At 48.9% G+C, this 17,862-nt stretch carries 19 protein-coding genes; 12 read left to right on the forward strand and 7 right to left on the reverse strand.

The window, feature by feature from the left end; translation table 11 throughout:
- Positions 1-20 precede the first annotated feature (20 nt).
- From KDK17_RS10310 to KDK17_RS10325, 4 genes are all read left to right on the forward strand, one after another.
- The gene (locus KDK17_RS10310; RefSeq protein WP_257253841.1) at positions 21-1,205 is read left to right on the forward strand and encodes an FAD-dependent monooxygenase; all 1,185 of its coding nucleotides are present in this window, start codon (positions 21-23) and stop codon (positions 1,203-1,205) included.
- 96 nt (positions 1,206-1,301) lie between these two features.
- The gene (locus tag KDK17_RS10315; RefSeq protein WP_257288019.1) at positions 1,302-2,435 is read left to right on the forward strand and encodes a histidine phosphatase family protein; all 1,134 of its coding nucleotides are present in this window, start codon (positions 1,302-1,304) and stop codon (positions 2,433-2,435) included.
- A gap of 155 nt (positions 2,436-2,590) precedes the next feature.
- Positions 2,591-3,403 carry a hypothetical protein gene (locus tag KDK17_RS10320; RefSeq protein ID WP_257253844.1) on the forward strand — a complete coding sequence of 271 codons (813 nt, stop codon included), beginning with the start codon at positions 2,591-2,593 and terminating at the stop codon, positions 3,401-3,403.
- 168 nt (positions 3,404-3,571) lie between these two features.
- The gene (locus tag KDK17_RS10325; RefSeq protein WP_257253845.1) at positions 3,572-3,793 is read left to right on the forward strand and encodes a DUF2835 domain-containing protein; all 222 of its coding nucleotides are present in this window, start codon (positions 3,572-3,574) and stop codon (positions 3,791-3,793) included.
- Between the two features lie 34 nt (positions 3,794-3,827).
- Here the strand turns inward: KDK17_RS10325 and KDK17_RS10330 are convergent, their stop codons facing one another.
- Positions 3,828-4,724 carry a LysR family transcriptional regulator gene (locus tag KDK17_RS10330; RefSeq protein WP_257253848.1) on the reverse strand — a complete coding sequence of 299 codons (897 nt, stop codon included), beginning with the start codon at positions 4,722-4,724 and terminating at the stop codon, positions 3,828-3,830.
- 120 nt (positions 4,725-4,844) lie between these two features.
- On the opposite strand from KDK17_RS10330, the gene KDK17_RS10335 reads away from it, so the two are divergent.
- A complete protein-coding gene (locus KDK17_RS10335) occupies positions 4,845-5,447 on the forward strand; it encodes an FMN-dependent NADH-azoreductase (RefSeq protein WP_257281036.1) in 603 nt (200 codons plus the stop codon).
- Positions 5,448-5,451: 4 nt separating this feature from the next.
- Positions 5,452-6,300 (forward strand): pirin family protein, encoded by an 849-nt coding sequence (locus KDK17_RS10340; RefSeq protein ID WP_257281037.1) that lies wholly within the window; start codon positions 5,452-5,454, stop codon positions 6,298-6,300.
- Between the two features lie 57 nt (positions 6,301-6,357).
- Here KDK17_RS10340 and KDK17_RS10345 read toward each other — a convergent pair whose 3' ends face one another.
- The 3 genes from KDK17_RS10345 to KDK17_RS10355 all read right to left on the reverse strand — a co-directional run bounded on the left by KDK17_RS10345 (position 6,358) and on the right by KDK17_RS10355 (position 8,970).
- A complete protein-coding gene (locus KDK17_RS10345; protein ID WP_257281038.1) occupies positions 6,358-6,609 on the reverse strand; it encodes a YfhL family 4Fe-4S dicluster ferredoxin in 252 nt (83 codons plus the stop codon).
- A 64-nt stretch (positions 6,610-6,673) separates the two neighbouring features.
- Entirely contained in the window at positions 6,674-7,162 is a 489-nt protein-coding gene (coaD, locus tag KDK17_RS10350; protein WP_257281039.1) for a pantetheine-phosphate adenylyltransferase, read from the reverse strand.
- 326 nt (positions 7,163-7,488) lie between these two features.
- Complete coding sequence (locus KDK17_RS10355; protein WP_257281040.1) at positions 7,489-8,970, reverse strand: coniferyl aldehyde dehydrogenase; 1,482 nt, start codon at positions 8,968-8,970, stop codon at positions 7,489-7,491.
- Positions 8,971-9,103: 133 nt separating this feature from the next.
- Here KDK17_RS10355 and KDK17_RS10360 point away from each other — a divergent pair, with 133 nt between their 5' ends.
- On the forward strand, positions 9,104-9,763 hold the full coding sequence (locus tag KDK17_RS10360; RefSeq protein ID WP_257281041.1) for a TetR/AcrR family transcriptional regulator: 660 nt from the start codon (positions 9,104-9,106) through the stop codon (positions 9,761-9,763).
- A 58-nt stretch (positions 9,764-9,821) separates the two neighbouring features.
- Here the strand turns inward: KDK17_RS10360 and KDK17_RS10365 are convergent, their stop codons facing one another.
- The 3 genes from KDK17_RS10365 to rsmD form a co-directional block, all read right to left on the reverse strand.
- Positions 9,822-10,916, reverse strand: a complete 1,095-nt coding sequence (locus tag KDK17_RS10365; protein WP_257281042.1) for a malate dehydrogenase — start codon at positions 10,914-10,916, stop codon at positions 9,822-9,824.
- Positions 10,917-11,051: 135 nt separating this feature from the next.
- Positions 11,052-11,231 carry a DUF1289 domain-containing protein gene (locus KDK17_RS10370; RefSeq protein ID WP_257288020.1) on the reverse strand — a complete coding sequence of 60 codons (180 nt, stop codon included), beginning with the start codon at positions 11,229-11,231 and terminating at the stop codon, positions 11,052-11,054.
- Positions 11,232-11,246: 15 nt separating this feature from the next.
- On the reverse strand, positions 11,247-11,840 hold the full coding sequence (gene rsmD, locus KDK17_RS10375) for a 16S rRNA (guanine(966)-N(2))-methyltransferase RsmD (protein WP_257288021.1): 594 nt from the start codon (positions 11,838-11,840) through the stop codon (positions 11,247-11,249).
- 255 nt (positions 11,841-12,095) lie between these two features.
- Here rsmD and ftsY point away from each other — a divergent pair, with 255 nt between their 5' ends.
- The 5 genes from ftsY (at position 12,096) to KDK17_RS10400 (ending at position 17,781) form a co-directional block, all read left to right on the forward strand.
- A complete protein-coding gene (gene ftsY / locus KDK17_RS10380) occupies positions 12,096-13,352 on the forward strand; it encodes a signal recognition particle-docking protein FtsY (RefSeq protein ID WP_257288022.1) in 1,257 nt (418 codons plus the stop codon).
- A gap of 32 nt (positions 13,353-13,384) precedes the next feature.
- Entirely contained in the window at positions 13,385-14,053 is a 669-nt protein-coding gene (gene ftsE, locus KDK17_RS10385) for a cell division ATP-binding protein FtsE (protein ID WP_257281045.1), read from the forward strand.
- A 3-nt stretch (positions 14,054-14,056) separates the two neighbouring features.
- A complete protein-coding gene (gene ftsX / locus KDK17_RS10390) occupies positions 14,057-15,094 on the forward strand; it encodes a permease-like cell division protein FtsX (protein WP_257281046.1) in 1,038 nt (345 codons plus the stop codon).
- A 204-nt stretch (positions 15,095-15,298) separates the two neighbouring features.
- Positions 15,299-16,165 (forward strand): RNA polymerase sigma factor RpoH, encoded by an 867-nt coding sequence (gene rpoH / locus KDK17_RS10395; protein ID WP_257281047.1) that lies wholly within the window; start codon positions 15,299-15,301, stop codon positions 16,163-16,165.
- A gap of 152 nt (positions 16,166-16,317) precedes the next feature.
- Positions 16,318-17,781 (forward strand): hypothetical protein, encoded by a 1,464-nt coding sequence (locus KDK17_RS10400; RefSeq protein WP_257281048.1) that lies wholly within the window; start codon positions 16,318-16,320, stop codon positions 17,779-17,781.
- Positions 17,782-17,862: the final 81 nt, after the last annotated feature.

Here is a 17,862-nt window from a genome sequence, read left to right on the forward strand (position 1 = left end):
GTATCAGGAGGAGATCTCGGTTGAAGTCATTTGATCTGGTGATTGCCGGTGGTGGCATGGTTGGGGTGTCTCTGGCTCTGTCGCTGTCAAAAGCAGACTTGAAAATAGCGTTGGTTGATCAACAGTCGCTTTCGACTCCGGCGTTTTCTCCTGACAGTCCCTACGCACCCAGGGTCAGTGCCCTGACTGAAGCCTCCTCCCGATTATTTCGGCGACTGGGCGCATGGGATATTATGACCTCTCAGCGTGTTATGCCCTATCAGCACATGTATGTCTGGGACAGCGAAGGAACGGGTGAGATCGCGTTTGATGCCAGGTCGGTGGGTTTCAAGACGCTCGGAAGCATCGTTGAGAACGATGTGATTCGTCATGCGCTTCTGAAGCAGTTGGCGCAAACAGATATTGAGTGCTTTCCCAGTCAGTCAACCATTATCTACGAGTTGGGTGACCCCTGTCAGGTTCAGCTCGATAATGAAAAGATAGCAGCTCGTCTGCTGGTGGCTGCCGATGGTGCCGAGTCCACTCTGAGGAAGCGGTCGGGTATTCCTTCCAATCAGAAGGACTATCTCCATCATGCAGTGGTCACCACAGTCGAAACAGAGCAATATCATCGGGACACTGCCTGGCAGGTCTTCCTGAACACCGGGCCTTTAGCGTTTCTGCCTCTGCCCAGCCGGGGAGATAAGCACTACTGCTCTATTGTTTGGTCATTAGTTCCAGATAAGGCCGATGAAGTTCTGTCTCTGGATGATGAGGCTTTTTGTCAGGCTATAGAACTTGCTTTTGAATCCAGACTAGGGAAAGTGCTTTCAGCCGACCCCCGGTTTCGCTTTCCTCTCAGGCAGCGCTATGCCCGCCAATATCATCGAAATCGAATTGTGCTGGCAGGCGATGCGGCCCATACCATTCATCCTCTGGCCGGTCAGGGTGTGAACCTTGGATTGCAGGATGTGGAGGTTCTCTCTGAAGAAATCTTGCGAGCGGTTGAGCGTGGCGATGATTTTTCTGCCAGTCATATTCTGAATCGGTATGAGCGCAAAAGGATGGGTAGTAATCTGTTGATGATGAAATCCATGGAGGGCTTGCAAAACCTCTTTGCCGCTGACGATATCGGTATTCGCTGGCTAAGGAATACAGGACTGAAGTGGACAAATAGCCTGCCTCTTGTCAAAGACATGTTGATCAAACATGCCATGGGCGTCTGATACTTACTTCAATCCATTCATATTTTCTAAACAGATGTCACTTTTCTTTCTATTCTCTGTTGTTTGATTCTTTAATTAATCAATCGGGAATATAGAATGAAAAAGTGGCTTCTCGTTTGGGGCGTATTGTGTTTTTCAATGACGCTTCTGGTTCAGGCTCAGCCAGAGTCTGGGGACTATCAAGATTATGTTGTCACACTGGTTCGTCATGGGGATCGCAGTCCAAGTAGTCCATTAAATCCCAAACTCTGGCCTATCGGACCCGGTGAGATGACAGACACTGGTTTAAAACAGTGTTATGAAGCGGGTAAACATTTCAGGCGCACTCAACTCCCTGCCGGTTTTCCTTCCCGATGGAACCCAGAGCTCAGTTATCATCAGGCCCGGGGCCTGGACAGAACCATCCAGTGTGCCACCACGATGCTTCAGGCTATCTATCCTGACAGTCTGAAAACAGGCTCAGGCAATGAGTTTGCAATTGTCCCACCGGTTTATGCTGCTCTACCGCAAGACGATTATCTGCTCGGATTTACTCAATCCTGCACTGGATTCAGAGCGCTGATCGCTGATATGCAAAAGAGCCCTTTGTGGCAAAAGAAGTTAGAAGAATTGGGGCTCGACAAGATCAGGCTCTGGGCAAAAGAGTCCGGGCAACAGCGAGCACCATCGCTTCACGCCATTATAGGCCTTGCCGATGCATTGAATGTCAGAAAGCTTCACAACATTCCTCTGCCAGAGTTCCTGAGTCCTCAGGATGAGCAGCAGCTTCTGGATCTGATAGATTGGTTTATGGCTCAAATAGTTAAAGACAGGCGTATGGTTCAGCTGGCCAGCCAGCATCTTATGAAGGCTATTGATCAACGCTATCAGCAGCATCAGACCTGTCTTGAAAACGGCAAAACTTCCTGTGAGTACTTCTATCTTTTAGCGGTCAGTGACACCAATATACTGGCTCTGTTGAGTGCTCTTGGAAGCCCGAGAGAGTTCAATGTTCCCTATACCAGTATGTTGACCCTGCGCTTTTCAGCCTCAAATAAGACTGTTCAAGCCTCATTGAATAACGAACCCCTGACACTGTCCTGTGGGACGACATGCTCTCTTGAACAATGGGGTCAGCTGGTCGCTTCTTTACAAGGCTCTGACTGGACGGAATTGTGCCAGCTGAAGGAGCCTGCGGCTCATTCAACAATTTCTCTTGATATATCCACAGGAACTAAAGAAGAAAAATAACGATTTTTCTGAACTATATTTAATCAGCTCCGTCTAATGATATTAATAACGCAGAATTTTGTCAGGAGCCTCTGGAACTTAAGACATGACAATCCTGGCAGCTAATAGTTCTGTCATGTTGAACATTAGAAGTACCCCTTGGGAAGGAGAAATGAATGCGTAGGTCAGTGCACGCAGGTGTCGTACCTGTTTTTTTATTATTTTTACTGCTTCAGGGTTGCGGCAAGCAACAGGAATGTCCGAAGGTAGCCCCATCAACGGGAGAGTCTGCCCGTCCGGTTGCTGAAGAAGAAGCTTATGATTGTACCACTGTTGATACCACTGATGCGCTCAAGCAGACATGGTGTGAGGCACGTGGAGCCTTTGATAAGAGTTCACTGGCTGGTAATGTTGCCAACTTTGGCAATTATCTGAAAGGTTACCGTCAGGGTGTTAACGATGCTCGCCTTGCTGAAACCAGTCAGGTCTCTCGAGAGGCCTTGGAAGGAAGGGCTGAAAAGCCTGATGAAGCGGGCTATCGTGCAGGGTATCAGCAAGTGGTTGATGCTCTGGGTATTATTGAATACCACTGCAGCGACGGCGAAAAAGCCAGTGAATATAAGGATCGCTGGTGTGAGGCTGACGATGCCTATCGCATTGCCAGCGTTGGCAGCAGCGATAACCCTTTCCTGAGAGGGCGCTTTATTGACGGTTATATGGCCGGCGGTCGTGTCGCTCTGACCGTTCCTACTTCCATGGAAGCTTTCTTCAGTGGCGAAAACCCTGAAGGAAAGCAGTCTGCTATTCACAAGCAGGAAGGCGATGATGTTGAACCTACTGAGCAGGCTTTCTATCGCGGCTTTGATGAAGGCTACAAGGCGATGATTGCCAGTATCAGAGAGTCCATCAACGAGGTGATGCAGCAAATGCAGGTGCCCAACAACATGGAAATGCCAGAAGGTTTAATGCCTCCTCCACCCAATCAGTAAGCTGTAAATGACCTTTGTTGAGACAAGAAGTCCGGTTATTTTTAATGACCGGACATTCTTATTGAATGAGTTGATTTTGCTAAAATGATACACATCTGGTCACTGGCTCTGAGCCAGATGGCCCTTCGGCCAATATCACTTGATTGAACATGAGGAATGGAGTCCAGAATGAATAAGGCCACCTTCTCTATCAGTCTGAATTCTCAGCAGGTATTACAGTATTATCAGGGCAAAAAGAACCGTGTTCAGGTCAATACCCGTGAGGGTTTTAGCATGAGCATTCCCTACGACGTCCTTCTCAAATTTGTTAGCCGTGAAGGTGTTCATGGTACTTTTGAAATCTCTTATGGATCGGACGGCAAGCTGGGAGAGCTTCGAAAGATTGGCTGAGCCTCTTTTCTGATTCTTTGTTGTATCCGTTTCGTCAATGTGCTGGCATATCTGTGCCAGCACACACTTCCTTAAGGATATTGGCCAGAGACTTTACGGCTGGCCCCGCATAATCCTGATCAGTGTAAATCAAGTATATCTCGTGGCGTCGGGAGCCATGAGGCTTAAGGTTTAAAGGTTTCAACACACCAGAGTCCATTTCCTGCTCTACGTGAGCGGTTGGCAGCCAGGCAAACCCCAGCCCCTGTGAAATCATTCTTACCGATGTGCTGATATGGCTGACGGTCCAGCGTTCTGTTGCTTCCAGCCATCCGGCATCCACTCTTTTGATGCCCGAGTCCCTGATGACAATCTGGCGGTGCTGTCTGAGGTCATCCAGGCTCAGAGGCCTGTCTAGCTGGTGCAACGGGTGATCCTTGTGAGCAACCGCCTTGAATGTAACTTTCATTAAAGGCTCTCCCATAAAACCCTGTGGCACGAGGCCACTGATCACCAGGTCTGCTTGACCGGTGGCCAACATGTCGGTAGTACCTGAAAGTGCCGTTTCTACCAGCTCAATATGGGTTTGCTGGCACTCTGATGACAGTCTTTTCAGACAGGTCGAGAGCAACTGGGGTGGAAAGATGACATCAACTCCCAGTGTGATGCGGCCTTCCCAGTCTTGGGACAGACTGTCAGCAACCTTTTCGATCGCATCGGACTCTTTCAGCAGGGACCGGGAGCGCCTGATCAGCACTTTTCCAGCTTCCGTTAATTCTGCCTTCCTGCCTTTGATGACCAGTATTTCAACATCAAGCTGCTGCTGCAGCTTATTTACGGCATAGCTGACGGTTGACTGGCTCTTGTGAAGGGCTTCTGCGGCTTGTGCGAAACCGCCATGTTCAACGACGGCATGGAGCATTCGCCATTGTTCAAGGGTGACTTTGGCCATGGATGATGAACTTTTGATCTAATAATTCGATATTTATAAGGGATATTTTGCGCTTTTTATTCGTAAAAATCGATATTAAATTAAGCTTAACCAAAGCAATCTAATAAACCGGAGATCATTATGAGCACCATCCTGCAAATCGATTCCAGTCTGTTTGGCTCAGAAGGACAGTCAGGGCAATTGGCCAGACAGTTTGTTGAAAAATACACCCGGAACCACACTGTGGAAAAGGTAATCTATCGTGATCTGGTGTCAGAACCGATTCCTCACCTGACAGCAGAAAGTTTTCAAGGCTTCAGCCTGTCAGAAGAAGAGCGCAATGAAAACCAGAAGTATATAGCCAGCTTGTCAGATCGTTTGATCAGAGAGTTGAATGAAGCCGATGTACTGGTGCTGGGATTGCCTCTCTACAACTTTACCATGCCATCAACCCTGAAGACTTACTTTGACCATATTGCCCGGGCAGGCATCACTTTCCGCTACACCGAACAGGGACCGCAGGGGCTTTTGAATGGCAAAAAGGCCTATATCCTGGCGGCCAGAGGGGGTGAGTATCAGGGTACACCCATGGATACACAAACCGCACTGATCAAGCATTTCCTTGGTTTTATCGGGATTACGGATGTCGAGTTCATCTATGCAGAAGGGCTCGCCAAAAGTGGCGACGCAAGAGAAGTCGCGCTGGGTAAAGCTGCAGAAAGAATAGATCAACTGGTGGCATAAAGTGATGCAAGCAAGAGGTTTGATCGAACTCGTACCCGCCCGTCCGGCTTCAGACGGAGCCGGAGTGAAACTCAAGAGAGTCATGGGGTCAGGGCAGCATAAGCTCATGGATCCCTTTTTGATGCTGGACGAAATCAGAGCTGACGGCTCTGGCGACCTGGGTGCCGGATTTCCGGCTCATCCTCACCGAGGCATCGAGACGGTGTCGTATATGAAAATGGGAGGATTCAGGCATGAAGATCATCTGGGTAACCAAAGGTCTATAAAGTCAGGTGGTGTTCAGTGGATGAAGTCTGGAAAGGGAATCGTTCATTCAGAGATGCCTGTTCTTGAAAATGATCAGCTGCATGGTTTCCAGATCTGGTTGAATATGCCCGCAGCCCGGAAAATGAGTGATCCTGAGTATCTTGATATCAGTGTGGAGAATTTCCCTGTACTGTCGTTTGAAGGTTGGTCTGCCAGATTGCTGCTGGGTGAAGTAGAGATTGATGGTCGTCAATTATCCGCACCACTGAAAAGAGAGGTAACGGATGCGCTGTTATTGGATGTATCGCTGAAAGCGGGCAGCACTATCAAGCTACCCATAGGTGACAAAAAACTGATGGTCTACGTCTATGAAGGTCAGGTAAAACTTCAGGCATCCACAGGTCAGGTCATCAGTCAATCAGAACTGGCGGTTTTCGCGCAAGGTGACGGACTTGAATTGGGTACTGAAAGTCAAGCTGGCTTTCTGATACTGGCGGGTAAACCATTGAATGAGCCTGTTGTGCAGTATGGACCTTTTGTTATGAACAGTCGCGAAGAAGTGATGCAGGCGGTTCGGGAGTACCAGAGTGGGGCGTTTTTGAGTTAGGAGCCTGCCTGCAGGCAGACTCCTGTAGAGAATCATGAGTAATGAAAAAAGTAATGATCAGGCCGCCGCCGTAATAATCAAATACTTTTCCATCAATTCATCGTGCGACTCTTCATTATCGGGGTCTTTGGGGATGCAATCGACCGGGCAAACCTGTTGGCATTGTGGCTCGTCGTAGTGACCTACACATTCCGTGCACAGGTTGGCGTCGATCTCGTAAATCTCTTCCCCGGGAGAGATCGCACTGTTCGGGCACTCCGGCTCACAGACATCGCAGTTAATGCAGTCATCAGTAATGATCAGGGACATGACGTAATCTCCAGTTCCGCGTGAGCGTTTCAGCTCAGGCGCCAGGCTCAGGGTGCACCATCAGCTACCGGGCTTGTGGGCCAAATTTGTCCTTCAGGGCTTCCTGAACACAGGGGGAGACGAACTTGTCGATATCTCCACCCAGTGAGGCTATCTCCCGTACCAGCGTAGAAGAAATATAGGAGTATTGCTCGGCAGGTGTCAGAAACAAGCTCTCTACTTTTGGTGCCAGAATCCGGTTCATGTTGGCCATCTGGAATTCGTATTCGAAGTCGGATACGGCCCTCAGGCCACGCAGAATCACAGTCGCTTTCTGCTCTTCCAGAAAGTGAGCCAGCAGGGAGCTGAAACCTGTTACCGAAACATTATCAAGGTGAGCTGTGACCTCTTCTGCCAGCTCAACACGTTTGGTCAGATCAAACAGAGGCTTCTTTTTAGGGCTTTCTGCTACCGCAATGACCACGTTGTCAAAAATTCTTGCTGCCCGTTCTACCAGGTCCAGATGGCCTTTGGTGATAGGGTCAAAAGTGCCAGGGTAGATTACTTTGCTCATTGAAGTGCATTTCCTGCTGATGTCCGGCGAAGCCTCTGAGCTCGGTTGACCAAAGTTTGCCAAGGTCATTATTCCGAAAGCTCTATGGCTTCACAGATGCCTGTAGTGAAGGACTGTGCGTCCTGATCTGCCCATTACAGACTGAAAATGGTTAAAACAGAGTTCTTCAATCTATGGATAACGAAGGCAGAATGGTATCGAAATCAATCAAAGGTGACAAACTACCTGAGTCAAAACAGCGTAATTAGGTGATAAATTGTTATTTTCAAGGACTTTGAGCACGAGAAGTATTCCGGACTATCGAATGACAGTCCGGACCAGAATGATCAGGAGCCTGACAGGAATTTTATCATCCTCTTCTTCAGCCAGCTGTTATAGGGAGGGAATACCAGCCGGACACTGTTAAAGCGACCTTTGGTAAAGACCGATTTTGCCTTGGACAGCGCCTGAAAACCCTCGTGTCCGTGATAATGGCCCATGCCGGAAGCGCCCACACCACCAAAAGGCATATCGTCGATGGCAACATGAAAAAGGGTTTCATTCAGGCAGACACCTCCTGAGTGAGTATGGGTCAGAACTTTGTCCTGAGTCTGTTTGTTTTCACCAAAATAATAAAGCGCCAGTGGACGTGGACGGCTATTGATGAACTGAATAGCTTCATCAATGCTGTCTACCCCGATGATGGGCAGCAGTGGACCAAAAATTTCTTCCTGCATGACGCTCATGTCTTCCGTAGCATTCAGAATCAGATGGGGAGGTAAACGACGGGAGCCATCGGTTATTTCCTCATTGTTGCCCACCCGAATCTCTGCCCCTTTGCTTTTGGCATCCTCAATGTGGCTGAGTAATCTTTGATGCTGTCTCTCGTTAATAATCGCAGTGTAATGCTGACTGTCATTCACTGAAGGATGCATGTTGCTGAAGGCCTTCAGGTAAGCTTCTACAAACTCTTCCTTGCGTTGTTGCTTGACCAGAACGTAATCAGGGGCGACGCAAGTCTGCCCCGCATTCATTGATTTTCCGTAGCAGACACGCTCGGCTACTTCCTGCATTGGGAAGTCTTCATCAATGATCACCGGGGATTTTCCCCCGAGTTCAAGGGTTACGGGGGTGAGATTTTTGGCCGCGGCCGTCATTACGTGTTTGCCGACCTGGGTAGAGCCGGTAAAGAGAATGTGGTCAAACGGTAGAGCGGTGAAAGCGGCTCCCACATCCGCTTCACCATTGACAACAGTGACCAGGTCAGCAGGGAAGATATCCGCAATCATCTCGGCAAACAGTCTGGAGGTAGCCGGAGTATACTCAGACATCTTGATCATTGCCCGGTTACCGGCAGCCAGGGCTGTAGCCAGGGGGCCTATGGCCAGAAAGAGAGGGTAGTTCCAGGGAACAACAATGCCGACAACGCCCAGAGGTTGATAAACCACCTTTGCCGCAGCCGGTTGTAGAGTGATTGCTACATGTCGCTTACTGGGCTTCATCCATTTAGCCAGATGCTTGCAACAGTAATCGATGGTTGAGAGGGATGGCATAAACTCGGCTAACAGGGATTCTGTTTCAGCACGGCCCTCAAAGTCCCTGTTTATGGCATCCACCAGGGCTTTCTGGTGTTTCTTCAAACCTTCTTTCAGCGTTTTCAGCCACTTCCTGCGTTGCTGAAGTGATGGGTTGGGTTGATTTTGAAAGGCTTTTTGCTGAGCCTCCAGAGATGTCTTCATCCTTGCGATCTGGCTGGAAGAATGATCGCTGGCGGTCATTTGATCCGATGAGGCAGTCTCTGTAGGCTGGTCAATTTCACTAAGGCTCATGGTGCAGGTCTCCTTCAGCCGATCTGGTTTCATTTTTTCGCAAGAGTCTGGCCGGGTAATGGGTTTTGATCATTTAGAGTAATTGCTCTAAAATTAAATTTAGCGATTTACTGACAGGATTTCAAGGGTATTTATGGCAGTTAAAACTCGTGATCGTATTTTGGACAAAGCTCTGGGGCTTTTTAATGACCGGGGTGAAAGGACGGTAACGACCAACCATATTGCCGCAGAGCTGGGGATTTCTCCCGGAAATCTCTATTACCACTTCAGGAATAAAGATGAGATTATCCACGCACTTTTTCAACGTTTGATAGACAACATTGCTGACAACATGATTATTCCGAAAGATCGTCCACTGACCTTTCAGGATAAGCGGACGTATCTGGAATTGGCCCTGGCCGGTATGTGGCAGTTTCGTTTTATCTATCGGGATGTTCATGGGGTTATGAGCAGGAGCAGAGAGCTTCGGTCTGCCTATCAACAGTTTGCAAGGCTCTCTCTGGAGACACTGGAAAAGATTATTGCCGGACTTGTGTTGTCAGGCTTTATGGAGGTGCCGGAGCATGAAATTGAAGCATTGGCGTTGAACAACTTCATGGTGCTCAGCAGTTGGCAGGAGGTGGTGACCTCAGCGTTTCTGGAAGAAAATGAATTGTTGCCAGAAAAACTGCACCGGAGAGTTTTCTATCAGATTCTGCTTATGGATCGGCCTTATGTCAGTGAAGCGGCCAGGGAGTCCTTTGCCGAATTGGAAGCAGAATATTTTGTGCCTATGAGGATTCCGGGTCGGTAAGGGATTACGGAGGAAATAAAAAGGAGCTGAGTGTATCAGCTCCTGCAGGTAAGACTAATCAGCAGATGCGATCGGCTTTATAGTAGACGTCAGCCTTGTCGAGACCGTTGTCAAAAGCGGTCTGGCCAGTGCGGTCAGATTTTCTCAGGTTTTCACGAGACTGCGCGGTTTCAGCTGGCAACAGGTGATCGACAGCGGCTTTCTCGCTCAGCAGTTCTTCTTCGGTATTCTTCATCATGCTCTGACCGTATTCGTTGATCTCCAGACCCTGAACGATCTGGTAGCTGCCGAATTCGCAGACACATGGGAAGGAATAGTAAATGCCTTTGGCTACGCCGTAGCTGCCGTCAGAGATGATGCCCATGCTGACGATTTCACCGTTGCTGCCCAGGGCCCAGTCACGCACGTGATCCAGAGCGGCTTGTGCGGCAGAGGCGGCGGAAGAGAGGCCGCGCCATTCAATGATTTCAGCACCACGTTTCTGAATGCGAGGTGTAAAATCTTCTTTGTACCATTGCTCATCGATTTTGCTGATTGCCGACTCTTCACCCAGAACAGTCGCATGATGTACGTCAGGGTACATGGTTGGAGAGTGGTTACCCCAGACGCAAACACCGTCGATGTCGGATGGATTAACGCCCAGCTTGTTGCCCAGGATACCTTTGGCACGGTTGTGGTCCAGGCGGGTCATTGCGCAGAATTGGGAAGGATCCAGATCCGGAGCATTGCGGGAAAGAATCAGGCAGTTGGTGTTAGCCGGATTACCCACCACCAGTGCTTTAACGTCGCGGTTTGCTACTTCATTCAGAGCCTTACCCTGCTCGGCGAAGATAACTGCGTTAGCTTCCAGCAGATCCGCACGCTCCATGCCCTTGCTTCGAGGACGCGCACCTACCAGCATGGCGTAATGAACACCACGGAATCCATCGAATGGGTTGTCGTGCAGGCTGATGCCGTGAACCAGCGGGAAAGCGCAGTCTTCGAGTTCCATGGCCACGCCACGCAGCTTGTCCATAGCCTGAGGAATCTCAACCAGTTGCAGAATCACCGGCTGATCCGCGCCCAGCATTTCACCAGCAGCAATTTTGAAAAGAAGAGAGTAACTGATGTTACCTGCTGCGCCTGTGACTGCGATACGGACGGGTTGTTTCATGTGACCACTCCTTAGAGTTCTCGTCTGAAAAGAGAGTGTTAGAATAATCTCAGCGGTGTGAAGGGTACCTAGAACGATAGGTTAAGTCCACTACCTGTGAGTGATGTTGTTTTCCAATGATAGGGTTTGTATCCATTATTCAGCCGTTTTTTGCTTACAGCGAACCTTGGCATTCAATACAATCTCTTTCTGCTCTTCCTGGCTGGCCCGGCTCCATCGGGCTATTTCTGTCCGGCTCCGAAAACAGCCGGTACACACCTGGTCTTTATTGAGTGCACATTGGCGAATGCAGGGGGACTTTACTTTGCTCATCATTTTTATTACTTGTGTTCACTCAACACTCAACAGGTAATAACTCAGCTGGCCTGCAGTTTTGGTTTTCGTGACTGTCCAGTTTGAAGGTACGGGAAGAGGCGATAGTTCCTTTTCTACCTCAATGTAAATCAGACTGTCGTTGTGAATGTATCCATTTGAATTAAGCAGGCGACAAGTTTCTTCCAGCAGTTCCTGCCTGAATGGAGGGTCCAGAAAGATGAGATCGAAAGCCTTGTCTGCGGCTTGCTGTAGCCATTTCAGGCTGTCGGTGCGAATGACTCTGGCATTTTTTGCCTGAAGGGTTGTCAGGTTTTTGCCAAGCAGCGAGGCAGCCTCTGCTGCTGCCTCAAGCAGGGTGGCTTCTTTGGCGCCTCGGGAGAGTGACTCAAGGGCCAGGGCGCCTGTCCCACTGAAACAGTCCAGCACCCTGGCACCCGGAACATAGGGCATCAACCAGTTAAACAGGGTTTCTCTCACACGGTCCGAGGTGGGTCGCAAGCCCGGCAGGTTTGCCACAGGCAGCTTGCGACTGCGCCATTGTCCGCCAATGATTCTTAATTCTCCGCCACCTTTATTTGGGCGTTGCCTGATGGCTGCTCTTCGCGCCATTGATCACTCCGGTTGATGGCCTTAAAGCAGCGATTGTACATCAGTTGCCAAACGAGATAACCGCGGTTTCCCGAGAGATACCCGTACCTCATTGATGCTATTTTTCACCTTAAAAAGCTTCATTCGTAAATAGCTGTAAGATAGGATACACAATTCCGGAAGGCTGTCCGGGCATTGTAACTGCTTCGACCAGCCTCCTGAGACCCACCTGCTTTAATACGGTGACCCTTTTAATCCATTCTGATGAAGTAGTTTATGTTCGGTTCTCGCAAAAGTGATGAGAAAACGGCGAAGCGACGTTTTTGGCCCTGGGGACGCAAAGAAGAGAAAAACAGCGAGCCCGTCCCGGTTATAGATGAGAGTCCGAAAACTGAGCCGACAGCAGCCCACCAGGAGACAGTTGTCCAGACAGAAGTCGAAGGGGCAGTTGCAGAAACAGCAGAAGAAACCGTTTCTGTTGAACCTGTAGAAATACAGGCTGAGAAGGTTGAGGAAAAAACGGAAGAGGCGGTCAAGGAGCCAAAAGCTGAAACAGTTGCTACTCTTCCTTCTGTCCCGGAGAGGGGCGAGCCTCAGGAAGAGAAGAAAGGCTTCTTTGCTCGCATGAAGCGCGGGCTTGGCAAGACCCGTAGTGTATTTGTTGATGGTGTCGCGGAAATCTTTGTTGGTAAAAAAGAAATCGACGAAGATCTGCTGGAAGAGCTGGAAACACAGCTTCTGATATCGGATGTAGGCGTTGAAGCCACGACAGAAATTATCGGGAAACTGACCAAAAAAGTGAAATACCGCGAGCTGGGCGATGCCGATGCGTTGATCTCTGCCATGAAGGTTGAACTTAAGGAAATTCTCAAGCCTGCTGACCAGCCTTTAATTGTTGATGAGCAAAAAACGCCTTACGTCATTCTCGTTGTGGGTGTTAACGGTGTTGGTAAAACGACAACGATCGGTAAGGTAGCGCGTAAGCTTCAGGCTGAAGGGCGCAAAGTGATGCTGGCTGCAGGTGATACCTTCCGGGCTGCAGCTGTGGAGCAGCTGCAGGTCTGGGGCGAAAGGAATGATATCCCTGTGATTGCTCAGCATACCGGCGCTGACAGTGCATCTGTGCTTTATGACGCTTTTGAAGCAGCCAAGGCGCGTGGAGCGGATGTCTTGATTGCTGACACGGCCGGTCGCCTGCACAACAAAGATAACCTGATGGATGAGCTGCGCAAGGTTAAGAGGGTTCTGGGTAAGCTGGATGATTCGGCTCCCCACGAAGTGCTTCTGGTTCTGGATGCCGGCACAGGGCAGAATGCCCTCAATCAGGCCAGGATATTCCACGAAGCAGTTAACCTGACGGGTATGGCGCTTACCAAGCTGGACGGTACTGCAAAGGGTGGGGTTGTTTTTGCCTTGTCCAAACAGATGCAACTACCAATTCGCTTCCTGGGGGTGGGTGAGCAAATAGACGATTTGAGGCCTTTCTCTGCAGATGAGTTTGTAGAAGCTCTCTTCGACCCGGTTGAGCCTTAAACAATGAAAATAGAGCAGCAGGGAAGTTCTTAATGATACGCTTTGACAATGTCACCAAGCGTTATCCCGGAGGGCACGTGGGGTTGGAACAGACCAGCTTCCACCTGCATCGGGGTGAAATTGCTTTTCTTACCGGCCATTCCGGAGCCGGTAAGAGTACTCTGCTGAAACTCATCATGCTGATGGAGCAACCGACCTCTGGCAGTATCTGGGTGGGAGGGCACGATACCAGCAAGCTAAAGCGTGGCCAGATTCCTTATTTTCGTAGAAACATAGGTCTGGTTTTCCAGGATCACCAGCTGCTCTTTGATCGATCTGTGTTTGATAACGTTGCCTTGCCTCTGATCATTGCCGGAAACACTCACCATGAGTGCGCCGGCAGGGTTCGTGCTGCACTGGATATCGTGGGGCTTCTGGATAAGGAGAAAATGAATCCAGCTCAGCTGTCTGGTGGTCAACAGCAGCGCGTGGGGTTGGCGCGTGCGGTTGTTAACCGGCCTCCTCTGATTCTGGCCGACGAACCCACTGGCAATCTCGACCCTAATTTGTCCGCTGAAATCATGCAGCTGTTTGAAAGCTTTAATCAGGTAGGCGTTACTGTCCTGGTTGCCAGTCACGATCTGGCACTGGTAGCCCGCATGCGCCATCGTATTTTGACTCTGGATCAGGGGCATCTGGTTAATGATCAGGAGGTGCGTTAAAGCGTGTTTCCAAGAAAAAGTGTCAGAAACAAAGACGGTAGCCAAAAAAAACGGTCAGAGCCTACAGCGGCTAAAGACGCTGAAGCTGAAAGAGGGGCAGCCAGAAAGAAGGCAACAGGCTTCTCAATGGCTTATTTGAAAAGCCTGCACCGACAGGTAGCAGTTGACTCATTACGGCGCATCTTTAAGACGCCTTTTGCTTCTTTTCTGAATTGTCTGATGATTGCGGTAGCTTTTGCACTGCCTGCGATTCTTGTATTACTGTCCAATAATCTCCAGTCACTGGGGCATGAATGGGAAGGTCAGCCCAGAATCTCTCTCTATCTCGACAACAAGCTGGAGCGTGACGAGGTCAATCGCCTCAAGGTTGAAGCCAGAGACGATCCGGATATTGATCAGTTTCTTTATATCAGTCCAGATGAGGGGTTGAGTGACTTTCAGGAAAGGGCCCGGATGAAAGGGGTTATCGATGCCCTGGGCTTTAATCCTTTGCCGGGTGTTCTGGAGCTTACACCCCGGAATGGGCTCAGTGCTGAACAACTCAATGAACTTTTGAGAAAATATCGGGTCAAAGAAGGAGTTATGGAGGCACTGCTGGATCAGGAATGGATTAAGCGACTTGAGTCTATGACTCAATTGCTCGAGCGTTTTACTCTCATACTATCAGTGCTTCTTGGAATCATTGTGCTTTTAACGATAGGCAACACTGTGCGTCTCAGCGTTGAGAGTCGCAGGGCTGAAATCAAAGTGATCAAGCTCGTGGGTGGAACCGATGGTTTTGTTACATTGCCATTTCTTTATATGGGGATGTGGTATGGGCTGGGAGGGGCTTTGTTGGCCCTGCTGATTATTCTGGGTGTGCTGGCTGGTTTGGTGTCAGAAGTATTAGAACTCGCCGCCCTCTACGGCAGCAGCTATACGCCTCAAGGGCCCGGCTTTTCAATGTTCTTCTCATTATTGGCCTCGGGTATTTTCCTGGGGGTGGCAGGAGCAGCATTGAGCTGCTATCGTCATGTTCGAACAATAGAAGAGCGGCCCTAGAGGGTATGTTTGGCAAGAGTAGGCGGGTTAAGCGTGTTTTTATAGCGTTTTTATCGCAAAAGAGCGTAAAGTAGCTAGGGTCGTAAAGCCCGGTTTTTGTTATTATTTAATCGAAGGCCAGTCTGTTGTTTTTCTATACGCCATGGGCATTTGGAGTTTGAATTTAAGTAGAGTGCTGAATCGGCACTTACAATGGAGTTATTCATGGGAACCAGTATACAACCAGTCGATATGTTAGTCCCGGGGCAAAATATTGATGCCTACGTAACAGGGGTCAGCGCTATTGCTGTGTTGTCTGCTGACCAGGAAAAGGTTTTGGCGGAGCGTCTCTACTACAAGAACGATCTGGAAGCTGCCCGTCAGTTGGTTATGTCTCATCTGCGTTTTGTCGTCCATATTGCCAGAAGCTACAGTGGCTATGGGCTTCCCCTGGCTGACCTGATTCAGGAAGGGAATGTGGGCTTGATGAAAGCCGTAAAACGTTTCAATCCGGAGGTGGGTGTTCGTCTGGTCTCTTTTGCAGTGCACTGGGTGAAGGCTGAAATCCATGAGTTTATCCTGAAAAACTGGCGTATTGTGAAGGTGGCTACCACCAAGGCACAGCGCAAGCTGTTTTTTAATCTTCGCAGTTCCAAAAAACACCTCTCCTGGCTCAGTAATGATGAAGTTAAGGCCGTAGCCAATGACTTGGGTGTCGAGGCCAAAGTGGTTCGTGAAATGGAAGGTCGAATGGCCGGCCATGATACCGCCTTTGATGGCTATGCCGATGACAGTGATGACAACGGCAGCTACGCAGCACCTGCTCACTATCTGGAAGACCAGCGAGCAGATCCGGCACGCCTTTTAGAAGATTCAGATTGGTCCGAGTCTTCGGTGAACCTGTTGAGAAATGCTCTGGCAACATTGGATGAGCGCAGCCGCGATATCCTTCAGAAGCGCTGGCTCAATGAAGATAAGGCGACTCTTCATGAACTGGCAGACCACTATGGCGTTTCAGCTGAGCGAATCAGACAACTGGAAAAGAATGCAATGACAAAGGTTAAAGGTTCTATGGAGGCCTGGTCTGGCTAGACAGGTGCTTGATGTTCCATAAACACCCGCACCCTGTTGCGGGTGTTTTCGTTCTGTAGATGAACTAATAGAGGATAGGCGGTGTTTTTATCTATAGTTTCTCTATAAAGCCATTCGAATAAGACAGAGACTCTGCAATTCAGGATGAAGCAATGATAGAACGCCCGGAAACGCCTTCTCCCAGTCGGCAACCCTCTGAAACTCCCAAACAGATAGCCCAGTCAAGGATTTTCAGGATTTTTGGTTATGAAATAAAGTTTTTTGAGTATCTGGGCAAAAAGCTGATTGCTGTTGGAAGAGGTTTTAAAAGATTCGGGCGAAGACTGATTCGCGTTCGGCTGATAAAAAGCTTTGATGCCCAGCCCAAACTGCAGTCAGCTCATCAAGCTTTAGTTCGGTCTGAATCACCTGTTCTCACAACAAGGTCTGGTAACTTTCAGGAAAAACCAGAGCTTCGTCAGGCCAGAAGAAAGGAGCTGCAATTAAAAAATGAAGCTCAGGCCGTCAAGTCAATGCATTCACTGATCTTAGCCATTCAAACTGAGGATGTTGCCAGAGCTGTTTATTCTCTCTACGACCTGAGACAAACTCTGGCTTTAAAAACTACGCTTCAGGGCAAGGAGTCATTTGATGTCACGGATCTGATGGAGCATACAAAGTCAGCTATCGATTCAATGGTTCTTGATGCCCCTGATCTGAAGCGTTTAAGTAACAAAAAGTCTTTTCTTGCTGAGCTGATGGCTCTGTTACGGATGATGGATGCAGGAGTGTATCAAGGGGAGTTGATCAGCTCGCTTATATCCAAAAGTGCCACGGGCTGTCTCATAAGGCCCAATCCCCTATTGATAGTTCAGGAAACGTTTTTTCCGGATTTTGATCTATTGTCCGAGAGTGAGAAATACACCGCAGCAAATATGGACCCTCGTAAGATCAGTCTCTGCTTTGCAACACTGAAAAGTTGTCGTACTCGATTAGAGGAAGAGGCAGATAATCTTGTGAGTTGTATGCTGGATGGGGCTGTTGAGCGTTTGCCGGAGCAGATTGACCATTTTATGAGAGCTTCGTGCACAACCATCAGGGAGCAAGTAGAAGAAATAAGCCTTGAAAGAATCAAGGCTTACATGAAGAAGAATATCTGGAGTATGGTGATTCCGGATGGCGTTAATCAACAACTCCGGGGAGTTTGCCAACGACAGGAAAGTAAACTGCTGCAATACCTGGCAGCTGTTCAAGAGCTGTCATCTAAGTCTTCTGGCAATGAGTTGGTTGATTTCAGGATCGGAGTGGCAAAAGAGCTTAATGATTTGATCTGTCGACAACTGGATCTTGGGGAGGAAGATGAACCAGAGGAGTTGGCAGCAGCGCAAAGAGAGTTGTGGCTGTTGAAGGAAAGAAAAGAACTCTCAGAAGAAAATGTATCAAGAAAGGTATTTTTGGAAAGGCGTATTCAGCAGTTAATTGGTGAGAAGGAGTCCAGAGGACGTTCATTGGTTCATCTGGAAAGGTCGGGCGTTAAGGCCAGTCCCGAAATGGTTGAACAATTGAAGGAACGCTTTGAGCGACCTTTTAAATTTGATCTTTTCAATGAAGGAGAAAATGGTTTTCAGTCGTTTTGAAATAACTCGTTGACCTACCTCTTAAGCTCCGTATAATGCACCTCCACTGATCGGGGCATCGCTCTTAAGGATACGTTCTTG

The sequence above is a fragment of the Endozoicomonas sp. SESOKO2 genome, from assembly GCF_024606245.1.
In the GTDB taxonomy this organism is placed as follows: domain Bacteria; phylum Pseudomonadota; class Gammaproteobacteria; order Pseudomonadales; family Endozoicomonadaceae; genus Endozoicomonas_A.

Bases quoted from the DNA above. Each gene is read 5' to 3' on its own strand.
- KDK17_RS10335 (WP_257281036.1), top strand. From the start codon at position 4,845: ATGAGCACCATCCTGCAAATCGATTCCAGTCTGTTTGGCTCAGAAGGA.
- KDK17_RS10355 (WP_257281040.1), bottom strand. From the start codon at position 8,970: ATGAGCCTTAGTGAAATTGACCAGCCTACAGAGACTGCCTCATCGGAT.
- coaD (WP_257281039.1), bottom strand. From the start codon at position 7,162: ATGAGCAAAGTAATCTACCCTGGCACTTTTGACCCTATCACCAAAGGC.
- KDK17_RS10360 (WP_257281041.1), top strand. From the start codon at position 9,104: ATGGCAGTTAAAACTCGTGATCGTATTTTGGACAAAGCTCTGGGGCTT.
- KDK17_RS10370 (WP_257288020.1), bottom strand. From the start codon at position 11,231: ATGATGAGCAAAGTAAAGTCCCCCTGCATTCGCCAATGTGCACTCAAT.
- KDK17_RS10320 (WP_257253844.1), top strand. From the start codon at position 2,591: ATGCGTAGGTCAGTGCACGCAGGTGTCGTACCTGTTTTTTTATTATTT.
- KDK17_RS10340 (WP_257281037.1), top strand. From the start codon at position 5,452: ATGCAAGCAAGAGGTTTGATCGAACTCGTACCCGCCCGTCCGGCTTCA.
- KDK17_RS10365 (WP_257281042.1), bottom strand. From the start codon at position 10,916: ATGAAACAACCCGTCCGTATCGCAGTCACAGGCGCAGCAGGTAACATC.
- KDK17_RS10330 (WP_257253848.1), bottom strand. From the start codon at position 4,724: ATGGCCAAAGTCACCCTTGAACAATGGCGAATGCTCCATGCCGTCGTT.
- ftsY (WP_257288022.1), top strand. From the start codon at position 12,096: ATGTTCGGTTCTCGCAAAAGTGATGAGAAAACGGCGAAGCGACGTTTT.
- KDK17_RS10315 (WP_257288019.1), top strand. From the start codon at position 1,302: ATGAAAAAGTGGCTTCTCGTTTGGGGCGTATTGTGTTTTTCAATGACG.
- ftsE (WP_257281045.1), top strand. From the start codon at position 13,385: ATGATACGCTTTGACAATGTCACCAAGCGTTATCCCGGAGGGCACGTG.
- KDK17_RS10325 (WP_257253845.1), top strand. From the start codon at position 3,572: ATGAATAAGGCCACCTTCTCTATCAGTCTGAATTCTCAGCAGGTATTA.
- KDK17_RS10345 (WP_257281038.1), bottom strand. From the start codon at position 6,609: ATGTCCCTGATCATTACTGATGACTGCATTAACTGCGATGTCTGTGAG.
- rpoH (WP_257281047.1), top strand. From the start codon at position 15,299: ATGGGAACCAGTATACAACCAGTCGATATGTTAGTCCCGGGGCAAAAT.
- KDK17_RS10400 (WP_257281048.1), top strand. From the start codon at position 16,318: ATGATAGAACGCCCGGAAACGCCTTCTCCCAGTCGGCAACCCTCTGAA.
- rsmD (WP_257288021.1), bottom strand. From the start codon at position 11,840: ATGGCGCGAAGAGCAGCCATCAGGCAACGCCCAAATAAAGGTGGCGGA.